Raw genomic sequence first — 19,448 nt, 5'->3', positions numbered from 1 at the left:
AAAATGCAAAACTTCATCCTGTCTCACGATCCCTCTCCTATATATCGGAGAGGGATTGAGGGTGAGGTAAGCCAGGGACATAAATTGTATATTATTTAATTCTTATTCCTAAGGACAAATGACAGAGGACAAATGACAAATTTGCAGGAACGCGGACATCTTTTAACTGAGATGGTAAATCCTAACAGTCTTAACTTAGACCAGCTCAGTTCTCTGGAATTGGTAGAGCTGTTTAATAGCGAAGACCAAAAGGCAGTTGCAGCGGTTGCGGCGGCGAAAATTCAGTTAGCACAAGCAATTGAGCGTACCGCAGAGCGTTTGCGCCACGGAGGACGCCTATTTTATATCGGTGCGGGTACAAGTGGCAGGCTAGGGGTGTTAGATGCTGCTGAGTGTCCACCTACTTTTTGTACGCCTCCAGAGTTGGTACAGGGGATTATTGCTGGTGGTGCGGGGGCGCTGGTACGCAGTTCGGAAGATTTAGAAGACAGCATCGAAGATGGTGAGGCAGCGATCGCTGGGCGACACATTACCCAACTAGATGTAGTAGTTGGCATTACTGCTGGTGGGACAACACCTTATGTCCACGGTGCGCTTCATGCTGCTCGTCAACGGGGTGCCACTACTATTTTTATCGCCTGTGTTCCGGCGGAACAAGTTAGCTTTGATGGTGATATTGACATTCGCCTATTGACAGGGCCAGAAATAATCGCCGGATCAACTCGCCTGAAAGCTGGTACAGCCACTAAGTTAGCTTTAAATGTCCTTTCTACTGGGGTAATGGTCAAGCTAGGCAAAGTTTATGGCAATCGCATGGTAGATGTGGCAGTAACAAATCAAAAGTTACGCGATCGCGCCTTGGGAATTTTACAAGACCTCACAGGTTTAAGTCGGGAAGCTGCTGGTTTTTTACTAGAACGTAGTGGCAAGTGGGTTAAGCTAGCGCTGTTGATGCACTGGACTGGTTTAGAAAAAGACGAGGGCGATCGGCTTCTTTCAGAACACCAAAGTAATCTCAGAGCAGCTGTTATCAGCTATCAAAACCACAACCAACCTTAAAGAAATTTTCCTAAATAAACCACATTTACTTTGAGAACCATAGTTTTTAAAAGTAGTGGGAACATCTTGCTCCCTGCTGGTAGTAGCGGGCAAAATGCCTACACTACCCCAGGTTTCAAAATGGATGAGGTTTAAATGTTTATATATGGCTGCTACTTATCTTAGTAGCACGCCTTTTTTTCACGATAAGTAGGTAAGTGGGAATATTTCTAACTACGTTAATTTATATTTGTTTACATACATTGAAATTTTCTTACCGATTTGCTTAAATATCCCCTAGAAAAGTTCACTAAAACTAACATATATTAAGAAATATAAATTTAAATCAATATTTTGACGATTTCTTGGCAATCTCAATAACTAAAGCACAAATATATGGAGACTACTAATTATTTTTTGAACAAAAATTCCGAACTTATACGGATATAATTCAGTATGAAAATTATTAAAATAGTACATACATCATGATGTGGACTATGGCAACCTACTTGAGTCATGAATATTAACAGAAAACTAAAGTCGGACAGCAAAATTTCTATGCTAGATAAATTATTTACTAACAATAGTTTTGCTGTCTTCTCGTCTACCTTGCTTTCAATAATTTTGATTTAAACTGCTATATACCCAAAGTATTTATACTTATTAAAATATCTACTGAGTATTATATAGTTGGTGTAGGTTTTTCAATAGTTGGCTTTTTAATAAAAGGAACAAACTATGCCCGACCGGGAAGTTATTTCAAATAATCTAGTAAATGAATTTCAAACTTGTATTCAGCTGCAATATAATGGCAAATTAAATATTAAAAGTTCAAAGGGCAGCCAATGGACTTTTTACTATCGGCTGGGACGCATAGTTTGGGCAACGGGGGGAACTCATCCCTTTCGACGCTGGCGTAGACATATAGCTCAAAATTGTCCCCAGATTGATATTGATAAGTTGCAGGTGCGTTCGCAAGACCTATCAATCGATTACTGGGATTATCACCTTTTAGAAGTCTTGTATAAAAAGCAGAAAATCCAGCGCGAACAGATTAACTCTATTGTCGATAGCACGATAGCAGAACTGTTATTTGACGTAGCTATGCAAGGAAATTTTGCTTCTATAAGTTGCAATCGCAGCCAAGAAGTTATCTTAGAAGCACCAATGAGCTTCACGAATGCAGAAATGTCTGTAAAGCATATGCAAGACTCGTGGAAAATTTGGTCAGAAGCTGGTTTAGCAAATTTTTCTCCTGACTTGGCACCATTTCTGCGGCGGCCAGAAAAACTCCAGGAGATGGTAAGTCCATCTGTCTACAAAAACTTTGTCAATTTAATCAACGGCAAATTAACTCTGCGAGATTTAGCCGTAAAAATGAAGCAGAGTGTACTCCCACTCACCCGTTCGTTGGTTCCCTATATCCTTAAAGGAATCATTGAATTGATGGAAGTACCTGACTTGCCCTTAGTAGTTACTGAAGTCAACAATAACTCTACCACCACAAACTCTACTACCACAAAACTAAAGAAGCGGACTGTTCCCCTAGTAGCTTGCGTCGATGATAGCCCTCAGGTATGTAAAATGCTAGAGGATATTATCACTTCCAATGGATTCAGGTTTGTCAAGATTCAAGATGCTGTACAAGCTCTACCAACCCTCATTCAAGAGAAACCAGACCTGATTTTCTTGGATTTGATTATGCCAGTTGCTAGTGGTTATGAAATTTGCACTCAGTTGCGACGAATATCTACCTTTGCCAACACACCCATAATTATATTAACTGGCAATGATGGTTTTTTAGATAGAGTTCGTGCCAAGGTAGTCGGTTCTACAGATTTTCTCACTAAACCCGTAGTGACTGATAAGGTGATGGCTATAGTACGTAAATATTTACCTACAGCGAGTGTATCCATCGACAAGAATAAATCTAATTTAGAGGTTTATAATTAGGCGGAATTAGAGGCTAAGTAAGTTGGCAATAATCAATAATACTATGTTATATTATACAATTTGAAATAAATTAAAGGCTTATAGTAAGAGCTTTAAGGCTTACTATAAGCCTTTAATTATTCACGCCCACTTACTTATTTATAAACAAAATATTAAGTGTAAAGTGTGTTAGATGAGAATACGATGCTAAAAGCCTGGAATGGTGCTGTACTCTTCTCTAACACACTCTACAAGACTATTTAGATTTTTTCAAAAACAATTTACGATTCCTATATTAAGTTATGTTTAGTACGTATTTTTGCTGAGGTTGATACGTAAAGATTGAATCAAAATTAGACAAATACAAAAATTTGTATTTTTATAGCAGTCCTGTTTGAGTTGTGGAATAGTGGTTAGGGCAAAGGGGTTAGGGCTAGTCCCTTGTATGTCTTTGTTGAGGAATCATTTAGGATTTGGATGTCTAATTTGTTTACATTCTGAGAAAGGTTTAACGAGTAATTGCCATGAATACTGTTTTAGTTGTTGAAGATGGCTTAACCGATATGGAAATAATCAGCCGTTACTTACAACAGGCAGGTTATTCTGTGATTAGCGCCACAAGTAGTGAAGAGGCTCAAGACAAAATAGATAAAAATAAGCCAGACCTAATATTACTCGACGTAATTTTACCGGGCAAAAGTGGCTTTGAAATTTGCCGAGAACTGAAAAGCAATCCCAACACTAGCAAAATACCTGTAGTTTTTTGTTCTACCAAAAATACTGATGTAGATAAAATTTGGGGTAATATGTTGGGCGCTGATGGTTATCTATCAAAACCGGTTGAACGAGAGGAATTATTGGTAATTTTGAACCAATTGATTAATAAGTAAAAATGCAATAAATAAACAAACAGTCAAGAAAAGTCACTATTTATCAATTAAATAATAACTGCAAATAGTGGCTAAAGATAAATTATCAAGAACAAAGGATCAATAACTTTGGAAACCAAGGAAAAGTTTTTAAGTTTTAATTTGGGATTAATGGATACAGCCGTAATTTCGTTACAACACATCACAGAAGTTTTGCAAGTATCATTACCAGAAATATGTGGCGTTCCTGAGATGCCCAGTAGCGTCTTGGGTATTTATAACTGGCGTGGTGAGATGCTTTGGTTGGTAGATTTAGAGGCAATGTTAGGTTATCCTCCAATTTCACAAGGATCAAACTTACTTTCAATAATGATGGGGATTGTTCTGGAAAATAAGGGTAAGTATTTGGGGTTATTGGTGCGACAGCTTATCGATATTGAATGGCTGGATACTAAGGAAATGAAACCCGCAACGACCGAATTATTTTATCCTAAAAGCTCACCTTTCTTACAGGGATACTTTATTAATGATTCTGAGGAGATGATTTTTAATTTGGATGCCATAACGATTATCGAAGCTCCCATGTGGGCAATTCATAATTGAACATTTAGTAATGGGTGATTAGCTATAGTATTTTGGCAATTACTAATCCTTAATCACCAAAGAGCAGATCATTGTTAGCTGCCAAATATCAAATTATTACCAATCACAAATTTTGAGGTTAATCAAATGACGTTTTTGTATAAGAATAGCCAAGAAAATGATAATATAATCTCGGAAGTAGAAAATATTAATGGCGATCCAGATATAGCGAATATTGCCAGTCATGAAATATCTTTATTAAATGCGATCGCTGAGGAATTTAAAAGTTGGCGGCGACAGTTGCAAGACATCACAACTCATATGGGTCAAGCTCCAGACCTTGATACACTATTCAAAATCACTGTAGCGCAAATTAGAGAAAAGATTGGCTGCGATCGCGCCTTGATTTATCAGTTTACTTCCCTAGAATCAGGTAATGTTTTAGCAGAATCCCGAACACTAGGTTGGACACCGACTTTAGGCGAAAATATTCCCGGAATTCTTTTTGGTTTATATAGCAATAAAGACTATGTAGAACCTGTAGTTATTAACGATATCAATCAGATTCAACTTACCCCTTATCAAAAGCAGCTGCTAGATAAATTTCAAATTAAAGCTAGTTTGAGTTTACCGATTGTAGTGGAAGGTAAAGTATGGGGGTTACTGGCAGTAAATAATTGCCAATCAACGCGGCAGTGGCAAGAGGTAGAAATTAGTCTACTATCTCAAATTACCACAGAACTCACATACAGATTGCAGAGCTTTGAATTTTACAAAGAACTACAAAATGAAGCACAGGCAAAGAAATCAGTAGCTAAAGTCATCGATAAGATTCTCCACGTATCAAGTATCGATAAAATTTTCCAAACAACCACTCAAGAAGTACGTCAATTACTAAAATGCGATCGCGTGGCTGTTTATCGCTTCAAACCTGACTGGAGTGGTGAGTTTATCGCGGAGACAGTGGGTAATAATTGGGTAAAAATGGTTGGACCAGATTTTAAAATGGTCTGGGAAGATAGTTACTTACAAGACACTCAAGGGGGACGTTATGCCAAGGGTGAAACCTTTGTGGTCAAGGACATTTATCAAATGGGTCATGCTCAATGTCACATTGATATTTTAGAGCAGTTTGAAATGAAGGCTTACATCATTGCGCCGATATTCAGTGGAGAGAAATTATGGGGCTTGCTGGCAGCTTATCAAAATTCTGGTCCGCGTGATTGGCAATCTTGGGAAGAAAGCTTTTTAACTCAGATTGGCTTGCAATTTGGTGTGGCTATATCACAAAGAGAATATGTCGAGGAAGTGCAGAGGAAATCCGATCAACTAGCTCAGATACTTGAACAAGAGAAAGCTTTAACCAAGATAGTCGATCGTATCCGACAAAGCTTAGATGTAGATAATGTCTTCAAAATAACCACTCAAGAAGTACGGCAATTACTAAAATGCGATCGCGTCGTAGTTTTTCGCTTCAATCCCGACTGGAGTGGTGAATTTGTCGCTGAGTCAGTGGTTAGTAATTCGATAAAACTGGTAGGACCTGATATTAAAACCGTCTGGGCAGATACCTACATACAAGAAAATAAAGGGGGTCGATATGTCCAAGGTGAAAGCTTTATCGCCAATGACATCCATGAGGTAGGTCACTCTCCCTGCCATGTTGACATGTTAGAGCAGTTGGAAATTAGAGCTTATGTGATTGTACCTGTATTTGCTGGGGGAAAATTGTGGGGATTATTAGCAATTTATCAAAACTTTATATCTCGTGATTGGCAACCTTGGGAAGTTAGCTTTTTGATTCAAATTGGCTCTCAATTTGGTGTAGCTGTATCACAGGCAGAATATCTTGAACAAGTGCGAGTTAGATCTGCACAACTAGCTCAGGTAGCAGATCAAGAAAAAGCTTTTACTAAGATAGTCAACCGCATCCGCCAATCTGTAGATGTAGATAGTGTCTTCAAAACAACCACCCATGAAGTGCGTCAATCACTGCGATGCGATCGCGTCGCCGTCTATCGCTTTAACCCTGACTGGGGTGGCGAATTTGTGTCTGAGTCTGTGGGTAATGCTTGGACAAAACTGGTAGGCCCTGATCTTAAAACCTTTTTAGACGATACCTACTTGCAAGAAACTCAGGGAGGTAGGTATGTAAAAGGTGAAAGTTTTATCGTTCATGACATCTATAAAGCAGGGCTTGCTCCCTGCCACATTGAGATTTTAGAGCAGTTTGAAGCCAAAGCTTACATAATTGTTCCTATATTCTTCGGGGATAAATTGTGGGGCTTGCTGGCAGCGTATCAAAATTCCAGCTCCCGTGAATGGCAAAGCTGGGAACTTAACTTTTTGGTTCAGACTAGCTTGCAATTTAGCCTAGCTAAATCACAGATAGACTATTTGGAATTAGTTCAGGTAAAATCTGACAGACTAGCTCAGTTAGCCGAACAAGAGAAAGCTGTCACAAAGATCAGCAACCGCATCCGGCAATCTTTGGATGTAGAAGATATTTTCAAGATAACCACTCAAGAAGTGCGACAATTATTGCGATGCGATCGCGTCTCCGTCTATCGCTTCAATCCTGACTGGAGTGGCGAATTTGTGTCTGAGTCAGTAGGTCAGAATTGGGTAAAACTGGTAGGACCCGATGTCAAAACAGTCTGGGAAGATACCCACTTACAAGAAACTCAGGGAGGCCGATATGCCCAAGGTGAAAACTTTGTTGTAAATGATATCTATAAGATGGGTCATTTACCCTGCCATATTGAGATATTAGAACAGTTTGAAGTCAAAGCTTATGTAGTTGTTCCTGTATTTGCTGGGGAACAATTATGGGGTTTGCTGGCAGCTTATCAAAATTCGGGAACTCGTGATTGGGACGAATCCCAAGTCAGTTTGTTAGCACGCATTGGCAGTCAGTTAGGACTGACATTACAACAGACGGAATATTTGCAACAAGTACAAGCGCAGTCAGGAAAATTAGCAGAAGCAGCAGCACGGGAAAAGGCAGCCAAGGAATTACTACAACAACGGTCTATTCAACTCCTAATAGCCCTTAGACCCGCTCTCACCGGCGACTTAACAGTACGCGCACCGATTACAGAAGACGAGCTAGGCACGATCGCTGATGCTTACAATAGTACTCTGCAAGCATTGCGACAAATCGTTATTCAGGTACAGGGGGCTGCTCAACAAGTTGCCCAAACTTCTAGCAATAGCGACGCTTCACTGGCGGGATTGACCAATCTGGCGCAACAACAATCTGAGGAAATTACCGCAGCTTTAGGCGAAATTCAACAGATGGTGGACTCTACTCAAGCTGTGGTGGCAAATGCTGAGTTGGTGCAACTTGCAGTAAAACAAGCCAATGAAACTGTAGAGTCTGGCGATACTGCGATGAACCTGACTGTCAAAGCAATCCAAGGAATTCGTGAAACCGTTGCTCAAACCAGCAAGAAGATTAAACGCCTCAGTGAATCTTCACAAAAAATCTCGAAAGTGGTGAATTTGATTGGTAATTTTGCCACACAGACAAACGTATTGGCTTTGAATGCAGCCATTGAAGCCACCCGTGCCGGTGAATATGGCAAAGGCTTTGCAGTTGTAGCTGATGAAGTCCGTTCTTTATCTCGCCAGTCAGCAGCAGCCAGCATCGAAATAGAAAAATTAGTCCAGGAGATTCAAGCAGAAACCGGAGAAGTTGCAGTAGCGATGGAAACTGGTATTCAACAGGTGGTAGAAGGCACAAATCTTGTCAATGACACTCGCCAAAACTTAAATGCGATCGTTTCTGCAACTGCCGAAATTAGTCAGCTAATCGAGCGAATTACCGCAGCAACTCAAAAACAAATGGCGCAATCTGTAACAGTAACTAAATCAATGCAAGATGTAGCAGGAATTGCTAATAAAACTTTTGCTGAATCTCAAGAAATTGCTACTGTGTTCCAAGATTTATCAGGAATGGCACAAGACTTATTAACAACTGCTGGGAAGTTTAAAGTCAACTAAATTTTAGATTTTGAATTTTTGATGATGTATTAGGACTTACGCATCAAGTAGGAAATCTAGGGGCAATTAATGAATTGTCACTACGCTAAATCAAAGCTTTCACTACCTTTTGGCGTAAGTCCTGTTGATGTCAGAAAACACCGAAATTCTGGTAATGACAGTTGTATCAATCAAAACTTTACCCAACAAATCCAAAATTTAAAATCCAAAATCTAAAATATGATTACAGATAAAGAAATTCGCGAACAAGGATACATCTACTTTCTGGCTGAAGCCCCGGAATTACTCCAAATTATTGAACAAGAACTATTTAGCTTATCGGAAGGTTATAGCATTGCCAAAGTTCACAACTTAATGCGGGCTACTCATACACTTAAGGGTGGAGCAGCTAATGTTGGGCTAGAAGTAATTAAAATGATAGCTCATTTTTTAGAAGATGTATTTAAGGCTCTATATAATCCAAAAGTGGTAATTGATGGCGAATTACAAACACTTTTATTACAAGCTTATGAATGTCTGAGCATAGCATTAAATACCGAGCTAATAGGCAGTACTATTAATGATGAAGAACTGCTCCATCGAGCAACTTCAGTGTTTGCACAGTTGCAAGAAAAACTGGGTGATGCATTTGGTGCTGAGTCTCATATTCCTAGTTCTGAAGAATTGGGATTTGATATTGTGCAATCCGTTTTTGAAGTTGGAGTAGAACAACGTCTAAACACTATTGCTGACGCTGTTAAAAATCCACCAAATAATGATGAATTTATCGAGTTTTTACACTCTCAAGCTGAAGTATTTTTCGGCTTGGCAGAATCTCTAAATTTACCTGGATTGGGAGAAATTGCCCAAACAATTATATCAGCGCTGCAAGCAAATCCTACCCAGGTGCAGCAAATTGCAGAAATTGCCCTTGCAGATTTGCAACAAGCACAAAAATTAGTATTAGAAGGCGATCGCACTTCTGGTGGAGAATCTTCTCCAGGTTTGCGAAAACTCACGACAGTGGCAAATAATGAGTTATCTGGAGAATTACAAAATAATTCATCTCCTGGCACATTTATCATCAATGAAGAACAATTTTACCAGTTTCTCACTACATCTGATAACAATAAAAACCAACCTGTTAAGCCAACAACTGCCAAGTTTTATTTAAAAGTAATTCGTTACATTTTTGGCTGGTTTAATCACCAGATGGAAATCCCAGAGTCAGAACTCAGTTTGACTTTACTGGTTCCCACATTAGAAAGAATAAGTCTACTTAATTATATTGAAAACTGGCTGAAAAACTTTCTTGATTTTGTCCAAGATGAAAGAGATAGTGAAAGTCTTTGTATTTATCGACGTGGGATCATCTTAATTATCCTATTTGCAGTTGCAAAGTTTCAATATTCTCTTAAACCATGTGATAGCTACATCTTAGCAATTAAAATATTACAAAAGCAAATTCATAAATTAGCAGAAGAATATAAAAATCATCCTCCTATTACTAGCAAAGATAAAAATTGGCTTGATAGTCCCAAGTTACAAACACTGTTAGTTTTTAAAGAAATATCTAAATCCGTATCTCCTCAAGTAACTGATAACTTACTAGAAGCAATATGGGGAGAAGAAGCTAGCGAAAACTTTGCTGCTGAAGTGGTGACGAGCCAAACTGATGATTCTTCAGAAAAGCCTGATTTATTAACTGTCAGTGAGCCGGTAGTTTCTGAAACAGCTATTGAAGTCATGCCTGATTTAGCTACACAAATCAACAAAGAAATAGAAGATAAATCACAGTATGTTCAAACTAAAAATTTGCGCCAACCTTCATTTATTCGAGTAGATACAGAGAGACTGCAACACCTCAATTATCTAGCAGGAGAATTGCTGATTTACCAAAAACGGCGTAGTTTGCAAGATGAACAAGTCAAAGAAATAATTGAGCAATTAGAACAGCAACTCACTAGACACCAAACAACTTTAAATGAATTACGTGATTTACCATTACAAATACAAAATATTACCTCGCAACAAACGCAAGATTTTGCAGTGAATTTTGACTCTTTAGAGATGGATGTATATACAGAATTCCATATGACATTGCATGAAGCAATAGAAGAGATACTGCAACTACAAGAAACCACAGAATCTCTTGACTTGCTCGTGACGCAAGCTGCTCAAATTAGTGACAAACAAGAGAATTTAACTCTTAATATTATAGATAGCTTAGTAGAAGCACGAATGTCGCCTTTGGGCAATATCCTGAATCGCTTCCCCCATATGGTAAATAAGTTGGGGAATGTTTATGCCAAACTTGTAGAATTGAAACTTACTGGTACTGCGGTGCTAGTGGATAAAGCGATCGCAGAAAAGCTCTACGATCCCTTATTACACTTAGTGCGTAATGCTTTTGACCACGGTATTGAAACTCCCCAAGTTCGCCGAGAGCATGGTAAACCAGAACAAGGTTTAATCGAAATCTCCGCCTATCATCAAGGTAGCCAAACTGTTATCGAAGTTCGGGATGATGGTCAGGGATTGAATTTAGACAGAATTCGTAGAAAAGCTATTGAATTTCATCCTATAGCAACTGGAGAAAAAACTAGAAGCTCTGCTTCTAATCTGGCTGATCCTGAACTTTTAGATTTGATATTTTCGCCTGGATTTTCTACTGCTAATCAAGTGAGCGAAATTTCTGGGCGCGGTATGGGTTTAGATATTGTGCGTACTCAGATGGACGCACTCAATGGCTCAATTTCAGTTGAATCCTTCCCCAACCAAGGAACAATATTCATACTCAAAATCCCTTTTTCTATGACTACAGAAAAATTAATGCTAGTTCAAGCCAAAGGTGTTGTTTATGGTCTTATTTTGGACAGTATCGAAAAAATATTGATTCCCTCTGAACAACAGATTAAAGAAATTGAAGGTAAAAAAGTCTTGCATTGGAACACAGAGAATGATGAGACTATGGTCAGTATTCGTCAACTTTCAAACTTGATTGATTATAATGGTTCATTCGTTAATAGTGCTACTTCATACAACACATCAAATACTCACGACCCAAGCATAGCGAAAAATCCAGTACTTTTTCTACGACGAAATCAGGCAATGTTTGCTTTAGAAGTTGACCAAATAATTGGTGAACAAGAACTAGTAATTAGACCTTTAGGAAATGCGATCGCACCACCAAAATATATTTATGGTTGTAGTAGTTTAGCCAATGGTAATCTCATCTTAGTGATTGATGCTTTATTGTTGATAAAGTCTAGCGAGATCCAACAAACAACACTTGATATCAGAGCGCTACCAATAGCTTCTTCCTCAAATAAAAAAGCCTTGCCGATATCAGGACATACTTTTTTATCTACACCATTACTTGCTGCATCTACTTCCACAACAACTATAGAAACCCAACCTAGTTATTCTCAAGAGCTAGATAATAAATCACCAAAAACTGCATCGACTTCCACAACAACTATAGAAGCCCAACCCATTTATTCTCAAAAGCCAGATAATAAATCATCAAAAGTTGTTTTAGTAGTAGATGACGCAATTAGTCTGCGCCAAACTCTCTCTCTGACTCTGCAAAAAGCTGGTTATCAAGTAATACAAGCTCAAAATGGTATAGAAGCTCTAGAAAAGTTGCAGTTACATCCTGAAATTAAAGTTGTCGTCTCTGATTTAGAGATGCCACGAATGAATGGTTTTGAGTTGTTGAGCAATTTCCGTCAATACCCCAATTTAGCAAAAATACCTTTAGTAATTCTTACTTCTCGCAGCGCTGAAAAACATCGCCAGCTTGCTCAAGAATTGGGTGCAAAGGCTTATTTAACCAAGCCTTATTTAGAGCATGAATTGCTTTCTACAATTAAGGGTTTAATGAACAGTAATACAGATGATTTAAACCATTTACTAATGGTGACAAGTAATTCGTAAAGATGCTCTTTACAAAATGTGCTAGTGTTATTAAGTAGGTAGGCGTAATTAAATATAAGATCAAACCTCACCCTCAATCCCTCTCTAAAGTATCGGAGAGGCAAGCCGGAGGCAGGGTGAGGTTTGATATTTAATTTGACCCACTTACTTACGAATTATTAATTATTTGTTGATAATTTTGGAAATGCGATCGCCTTAATTACCAGGTAGATTATTTGGATCTACACCTAGAGAACGTAAATACTGCGCTAACTGTTCAGCCCTCTGCCGTTCTTGTTCAGCCCTTTGTCGCTCTTGTTGTGCCTGTTCTGCATCTGTCAAATACCGGTTTATTTGCTGATCATACCAACATAAAAACTCCTGTTGTATCCCAGCAATTACAGCTTGGTGTCGCCCAATCCCTAACCCTACCTCTGGCATCAAATAGGGTTCACCTATTTGTAGTTGGTAGTTTCCATCTATCAACTTATACACTTCAAAGGGTTGATGTTGGTCGCGTCGCCAAAACTCAGGGTTATAAATTACGTAGTACAATACACCGAGTTTTCTGTATATATCTAGCTTCTCGTCGTATTCACCTCCTGGGGTGTGGGATACCATTTCTAATGTGAATATTGGAACTATCCCATTTTCTTCCCAAACCGCGTAACTTTTGCGTGATTTACCTCCCTTTTTCCGTTCTACTCCTAAACTTAAAAAAGCATCTGGCACTACAGGTACTCTAGGATTTACCCCTGTGGTGTGATAGACTCCCATATCTACTCCGAAGTACCAATCCAGGCGATTTGCCCAAATGGAGTTGAGTAGGAAAAGTAAAATGTTGGGCAAAAAGTTTTGGTCTTCGTTATCCACTGGTGTATCGTCCGAACAGGGAAGTTCATCAGTAGTTGGTAACGCATTTTTGAGATCAGGTGAGAGCATAACCGTTGTCTCGCTGGCGTTTGATGCCTTTATTATAAGTGAGTGACAAAAAGTTTAGCGTTTAGGTGCAGGTTCGCCAAACTTAATTAAAAGCGCGATCGCAATACTAACAAGCAAAATTAACGTCATACTCAAAGCTGAACCAAATCCCCAATTTTGCGTTGCTCCCAAAAACTGATTATAAATTAACCGCGCCGCCGTCATACTAGAAGCACCACCAAGTAATTCTGGATCGACAAAATCCCCCAAGCCTGTGATGAATACAAGCATGGAAGCAGCTGCAATTCCCGGAAAAATTTGCGGTACGGTTACTTGCGAAAAAGTTTCCACCGGATTTGCACCTAAATCAGCTGCGGCTTCTAGCAACCGCTTGTCTAGCTTTTCGAGAGAAGCATATAAAATCAAAACCATATAGGGTAACAAGCTGTAACTCATGCCAATAAATACAGCTTGACTTTGGTTAAGTAATTCCAAAGTAGGCAAGCCTAAATTGCTGAGTAAACTGTTCAATAAACCAGTAGGACGAAGAATTGTAATCCAAGCATAGGAGCGAAGTAACGAGGAAGTCCACAAAGGTAATATAAAGGCTAATAGGAGCAAATTCCGCCAACGTTGCGGCGCTATCTGAGCAATCCAATAGGCGACGGGAAAGCCCAAAATTAAACAAATTATTGTAGTGCCAAACGCAAAAAATAGCGATCGCACGATTACTTGCAAGTAAAGGGGGTCAAAGATTTGGATGTAGTTTTTGAATCCGTTGGGATTAACCAAATCTCCCGGTCGGATGTCTGCAACTAAACTTAACTCGAAAATTATCAAACTTGGCAGCACCAACAAAAGTAATAACCAAATTCCAGATGGTGCAAGTAATACCAAAGGTTGGAGCCAGTTTCCTCGCAGACGATGCGATTCTTCTATTTTAGAAATATCATTTTCTTGAAAATTCATCATTTATAACTCCAAACTCCTTTACAGACGCGATTAATCGCGTCTCTACTCCCCACTCCCCGCTCCCTAACTATTTTAGCTACTAGTTAATTGAGTCCAATAACGATCATAAACCTCTTCAAATTCTCCCACAGGACTAACACGTTCGCAATTTGCTAAAACCGACTCTGAGGGAAACAAATTAGCGTTGTTTTGGATTCTTTTTGGCAATTGCTCAAATCCAGCCCTATTAGGGGTAGAAACATTCAGGCGTTCACTGATTTGCGCTGCTAATTCTGGTTGCAGAATCATGTTAATCCAAGCATAGGCTCCAGCCTGGTTGGGGGCTGTTTTGGGAATAACAATAGTGTCTGTCCATAATGAAGAACCGCTCCGAGGAATCACATATTTTAGTTTAGGGTTTTCTTGAGAGATTTTCACCGCATCTGCTGAATAACACATTGCCAATAGTAAATCTCCTGCTAGAATTTGATTTTGCCAAGCGTCGGTGTCAAAACGGGCGATCGCCGGTTTTAGCACCTTCAACTTTTCATAAGCTTGTTGGATTTCTCGTTCATTTTTTGAGTTGTAAGAATAACCTAGCGTCCGTAACGTCGCACCCATCACTTCTCGAACATCATTGAGCAAGGTCATCTGCTGACTAAGTTCCTTTTGGTTTTGCCAAAGGTAATCCCAGTCTTGTGGTGCATCTTTGAGTTTTTCGGAATTGTAAAGTAAACCTGTTGTCCCCCAGTTAAAAGGGATACTATATCGGTTATTGGGGTCATAGCTAGGATTCTGAAACCGGGGGAATAAATTCTCTAAACCGATTAAGCGATCGTGATTTATTTCTGTTAACAATCCTTTGCTTACCATCTTCTGCACCATGTAGTCGGATGGGTAGATGATGCTGTAAGTGCCACCGCCTCCAGCTTGCAACTTAGCCAGCATGACATCATTGGAATCATACACATCCGCTAGCACTTTCATACCGGTTTGGGTGCTAAAAGTTTTCAGTAATTGCTTGTCAGTATATTGCGTCCAGGTAAAGATATAAAGTTGGTCACGTTGACCATTCGGATTAGAATTAGCACGTACTTCAGCCAGCCTCCAGCCACAACCAGCTAAAGATAAGCTAGAAAGTGCTGCCACCCCTTTTAAAAATTTGCGTCTGTTAGTCATTTAGTAAATAGTCAATTAAGTAAGTGAGCGTGAATAATTAAAGGTTTGTAGTGAGTTAGCATAATCTTCTGCCTTCGCGTAGCGTCTCGTACAGAAGGAGAGCCACTGCGTTGCGCGGGTTCCAAGAGTTATAGCAAATGGCGTGAGAGGATGCCGCAGCGTTAGCGAGTCAGACGCTACGCACAGTCGCTAATGCAACTCTGGGAGACGCGTAAGGGACGCTATCGAGCGTTACGAGCCTTACCCGTACTCCTACGGGGAAGAAAGCTACGCACAGCGCCACCGTCAGGAGAAGGTTAAGGGCTGAAGTCCTTACTACAAGATAATTTAATTAATTTTAGATGCGTAACATAGTTTGATTTATTCTTGCCCACTTACTTAACTAAAGACTTTATTTTACTTTAATACTTGCTTAATCTATGATAGTTGTCCCCTCTCAACAAGATCCCTGCATTGAAGGAGTTTTTCATCATATTGGGATTCAGTGGGACAAAAAACCAGAAGTTTTTGTAGATGAAATTATGTAGATTTTGACTATATGGCTTAAACTAGTAGGTTTATCATCATATTTCTTATAGCTTCAATCAATAGGCTGTTATGCTGTTCCCAAGAAAGCCAAACAAGTTTGTAGAAAATTGCGGTACAAAGTAGTTAAATATGTTGTTAAAGATTTGTAAACTGTTAGCAGCCCAGTAGCGCGTGTCACATCTTGTTAAGGAATTATCATGAGACAACTTATTATTGCTGAACGCGTATGCCTCATTGGTCATATCGTGTCAAAAGCCTTTGGACTGGTAGGGATGCTACTGGTCATACCTAATGCCGAAATAATTTTCAACTTATCGCAGGTTGGAGAAACTGCCATGCAGTTAAGTATGGCAGGTGGTGGTGTAGTTGATATCATCTTGGGGACAATAGCTGTCTCTATTTATGCCTACCGGACGTTGGGATTGGGAACTTGGCTAGCATTTATGCTGCCGGCTGTGTTTATCTCTTTAGGAAGTGAACTACTGGGAACTAGCACAGGTTTTCCATTTGGTGATTATAGCTACTTGAGTGGCTTGGGCTATAAGATTGGTGGGCTAGTTCCTTTCACAATTCCTTTATCTTGGTTCTATGTTGGGCTGTCGTCTTACTTAATTGCTAGAACTGGTTTAAAAGTGGCTCAAAAACCCAGTTGGGGACGCCATATTGCTGCTATAGCCGTTGGTGCTTTACTCTTCACTTGCTGGGATTTTGCCCTTGAACCAGCTATGAGTCAATCTTCTCTGCCGTTCTGGTATTGGGAACAACCAGGAGCTTTCTTTGGGACACCTTACCAGAACTATGCAGGTTGGTTTGGCACTAGCGCCCTGTTTATGAGTGTGGCAGGATTATTGTGGAGAAATACATCGATTAAATTAGAGCGATCGCAACTCAATCTACCCTTAATCGTTTATTTAACTAACTTTGCCTTCGCCGCCGCACTAAGCTTGGCCTCTGGGTTCTCCATCCCTGTATTGCTCGGCTTATCGCTAGGTGTGACTCCCGCCGTGGCGCTGTGGTTAAGCAGTTCAACTACACCCACTCAAGTTGCTGTTGAAACAGCAACTAAGGAAGTATCAGTGGCAAAGGTTGAAGTTGCCTTGAAATAAGTTTAAAAATTAGGGAGTGGGGAGTGGGGGAGTAAGAATTTTAGATTTTAGATTTTAGATTTTAGATTAAAGAATTGAAATTTAATCCAAAATCCTCAATCCCTTCTCCCAAGGGGAGACGCTGCGCGAACGGGTTGGTGCAGTCACTCATGGGGGAAACCCCCTGTTCCCGCGCTGCTTCACCAAAATCCAAAATTGAATTGCCCCATGCCCAATGCCCAATGACTAATGACTAATGACAACGCTTTGATAGTAGAAAGCGCCATCTCCCTTTTGTTGCTACTTATCCAAGTACCAGCAACGGCGATTCTGTTTTCGCGCCTGCTAAAGGGGCCAAGACGCCTTCCTCCAATAGAACCGCAACAGCCGACACCGGAGCTTTTGGGTAAGGTTAGTGTCGTCGTCCCCACATTAAACGAGGCGCTTCGCATTAGCCCTCTGTTAGCTGGTTTAACTCAGCAAAGCTACGAAGTTCGGGAAATAATTGTTGTAGACAGCAAATCTGGTGATGGCACCCCCGACTTGGTAAAAGAGATACAGCAGAAAGATCCGCGCTTTCGCCTGATGACAGATGACCCCTTACCCTCTGGTTGGGTGGGGCGTCCTTGGGCGTTACATAACGGTTTTCTATATAGCTCAGAGGCGAGTCAGTGGTTTCTCGGACTTGATGCTGATATTCAACCGCATCCTGGTTTGGTTGCTGGTTTGGTGAAGACGGCCGAAGCACAAGGCTATGACCTCGTTTCCCTTTCGCCCCAGTTCATCCTCAAATATCCTGGGGAGTGCTGGCTACAACCGGCTTTGCTGATGACTCTGCTTTACCGATTTGACCCAGCCGGGATCAATACAGAGCAGCCAGAACGGGTGATGGCAAATGGGCAGTGTTTTTTGTGTCGTCGCTCCGTTTTAGCTGCTGTGGGTGGCTATAGCAGTGCAAGTAGTTCTTTTTGTGATGATGTCACTTTGGCACGAAATATTGCTGCTCAAGGGTATAAGGTGGGCTTTTTAGATGGCGCAAAGGTGTTGAAGGTTCGGATGTATGAAGGGGCGATGGAGACGTGGAAGGAATGGGGGCGGAGTCTCGACCTCAAAGATGCAACTTCTCGTTCGCAGTTGTGGGGAGATTTATGGCTACTCACATCTGTTCAAGGTCTACCCCTTTTAATTGTCCTGACTTTTTTGTTTATTTCTCCCCCACTCACACACTCGCCCACTCCCCTACTTCTTCTGCTGGGACTGAATTTATTTCTCCTGGTAATTCGCTTTGCTATGCTAATAGCGATCGCACCTTCCTACGATCGCAAAAGCACCAAAGGCAGTTGGTTATTCTGGCTTTCGCCTTTGGCTGATCCCCTAGCTGTGCTGCGAATCTTCTTATCTGCGTTCCGCACCCCGCGCGAGTGGCGGGGACGCAAATATAGTGCTTAGTTATGAGTTATGAGTTATGAATTATGAATTTTCAACTCCTAACTCCCCACTCATAGCTCCTAACTCCTAACTCGTTATTCCTCTTCACCTCCTATTTGATCCCCGCGTTCCAGTTCCCAAAGAATTTGATTTCCTTCACGGCGTACCCGTGACACTATCCAGTTTCGCCAGCGCCATTGATCTCCGCGACTGGTGACAGCACTGGCGTGGACATCCATCAAGTCTGCTAACTCAGAACTGGTGATTAAGTAGCCTTTTTCAGAAATTTCGTCAGCGATACGCAGAGTTTCGACCAAGCTGCGGAGTTGCAAAACCCTCATTTCTGAGGGTTTTTCATCGATTGCAGCCGCAGCTAGCCCAGTTGATAGTTCCATAACAGTTATTTCTGGTGCAGAAGTACTGACTTCTTGTGTAGTTTGGTTAATTATTCGAGAGCTTTTTTCAGAATCAGCTACTTTTGCTACATTTAGTTGGCTGGAATCAGGTAAAGAGTTGTAAAAATCTGTGGGAGATAATTGTTGTAGGGAAGGGATTTTGCCAGTGGCATAGGTGCGAGCGATCGCATCACAACGTTCGTTACCTATGTTACCAGAATGTCCCCTAACGTGTTGCCATTTTACCTGTTGGGTATTGAGTTCGTCGAGAGTTTCTAAAAGGTCTTGGTTTTGGACGGGTTTACCATCTGACTTTTTCCAACCTTTCTTTTTCCAGCCTTTCACCCACTTGGTAACGCAGTTAATCAGGTATTCGCTATCGGTATGAAGGGTAATGGGTTGAGCTTGTTGAGATGTTTGCAGGAATTGTAAGGCTGCGATCGCCGCTTGCATTTCCATTTTATTATTAGTGGTGTGAGGGGACGCATCGCCCATTTCGTGCATTGAGCCATCGCTGAAGTAGACGACAACACCCCAACCGCCAGGGCCAGGGTTCCCGGTGCAAGCACCATCGGTGTATATGCTTTGGATTGTGGGTTGAGTGGACATGGTTAAAGTATCGAACCGCAAAGGACGCT

At 40.6% G+C, this 19,448-nt stretch carries 12 protein-coding genes; 8 read left to right on the top strand and 4 right to left on the bottom strand.

Annotation, left to right across the window (positions count from 1 at the left end; genetic code table 11):
* The first annotated feature begins 132 nt into the window (after positions 1-132).
* From murQ to V7K31_RS06430, 6 genes are all read left to right on the top strand, one after another.
* Complete coding sequence (gene murQ, locus V7K31_RS06455) at positions 133-1,059, top strand: N-acetylmuramic acid 6-phosphate etherase (RefSeq protein WP_334946005.1); 927 nt, start codon at positions 133-135, stop codon at positions 1,057-1,059.
* 717 nt (positions 1,060-1,776) lie between these two features.
* A complete protein-coding gene (locus tag V7K31_RS06450) occupies positions 1,777-2,991 on the top strand; it encodes a response regulator (protein ID WP_335093263.1) in 1,215 nt (404 codons plus the stop codon).
* 503 nt (positions 2,992-3,494) lie between these two features.
* Entirely contained in the window at positions 3,495-3,860 is a 366-nt protein-coding gene (locus tag V7K31_RS06445; protein ID WP_334828926.1) for a response regulator transcription factor, read from the top strand.
* Positions 3,861-3,968: 108 nt separating this feature from the next.
* On the top strand, positions 3,969-4,442 hold the full coding sequence (locus V7K31_RS06440; RefSeq protein ID WP_335093262.1) for a chemotaxis protein CheW: 474 nt from the start codon (positions 3,969-3,971) through the stop codon (positions 4,440-4,442).
* Between the two features lie 126 nt (positions 4,443-4,568).
* Positions 4,569-8,426 (top strand): GAF domain-containing protein, encoded by a 3,858-nt coding sequence (locus V7K31_RS06435; protein ID WP_335093260.1) that lies wholly within the window; start codon positions 4,569-4,571, stop codon positions 8,424-8,426.
* Positions 8,427-8,645: 219 nt separating this feature from the next.
* The gene (locus V7K31_RS06430; RefSeq protein WP_335093259.1) at positions 8,646-12,344 is read left to right on the top strand and encodes a hybrid sensor histidine kinase/response regulator; all 3,699 of its coding nucleotides are present in this window, start codon (positions 8,646-8,648) and stop codon (positions 12,342-12,344) included.
* A gap of 195 nt (positions 12,345-12,539) precedes the next feature.
* On the opposite strand, the gene V7K31_RS06425 is transcribed toward V7K31_RS06430, so the two are convergent.
* The 3 genes from V7K31_RS06425 to V7K31_RS06415 all read right to left on the bottom strand — a co-directional run bounded on the left by V7K31_RS06425 (position 12,540) and on the right by V7K31_RS06415 (position 15,374).
* Positions 12,540-13,265, bottom strand: a complete 726-nt coding sequence (locus V7K31_RS06425; RefSeq protein WP_335093257.1) for a Uma2 family endonuclease — start codon at positions 13,263-13,265, stop codon at positions 12,540-12,542.
* A gap of 54 nt (positions 13,266-13,319) precedes the next feature.
* Positions 13,320-14,213 (bottom strand): ABC transporter permease, encoded by an 894-nt coding sequence (locus tag V7K31_RS06420; protein ID WP_335093458.1) that lies wholly within the window; start codon positions 14,211-14,213, stop codon positions 13,320-13,322.
* Between the two features lie 75 nt (positions 14,214-14,288).
* Entirely contained in the window at positions 14,289-15,374 is a 1,086-nt protein-coding gene (locus V7K31_RS06415) for a polyamine ABC transporter substrate-binding protein (protein ID WP_335093256.1), read from the bottom strand.
* Between the two features lie 725 nt (positions 15,375-16,099).
* On the opposite strand from V7K31_RS06415, the gene cruF reads away from it, so the two are divergent.
* Together cruF and cruG are read left to right on the top strand one after the other, a co-directional pair.
* The gene (cruF, locus tag V7K31_RS06410) at positions 16,100-17,008 is read left to right on the top strand and encodes a gamma-carotene 1'-hydroxylase CruF (protein WP_335093254.1); all 909 of its coding nucleotides are present in this window, start codon (positions 16,100-16,102) and stop codon (positions 17,006-17,008) included.
* A 228-nt stretch (positions 17,009-17,236) separates the two neighbouring features.
* On the top strand, positions 17,237-18,436 hold the full coding sequence (gene cruG / locus V7K31_RS06405; protein ID WP_335093253.1) for a 2'-O-glycosyltransferase CruG: 1,200 nt from the start codon (positions 17,237-17,239) through the stop codon (positions 18,434-18,436).
* Positions 18,437-18,510: 74 nt separating this feature from the next.
* On the opposite strand, the gene rnhA is transcribed toward cruG, so the two are convergent.
* On the bottom strand, positions 18,511-19,419 hold the full coding sequence (rnhA, locus tag V7K31_RS06400; protein ID WP_335093252.1) for a ribonuclease HI: 909 nt from the start codon (positions 19,417-19,419) through the stop codon (positions 18,511-18,513).
* Between the last annotated feature and the right edge of the window lie 29 nt (positions 19,420-19,448).

Origin of the sequence: Nostoc sp. (assembly GCF_036917675.1) — a bacterium.
GTDB lineage: Bacteria > Cyanobacteriota > Cyanobacteriia > Cyanobacteriales > Nostocaceae > Nostoc.
Note: the sequence above shows the minus strand (reverse complement) of the source record. Positions and strands in the feature narration are given on the sequence as shown.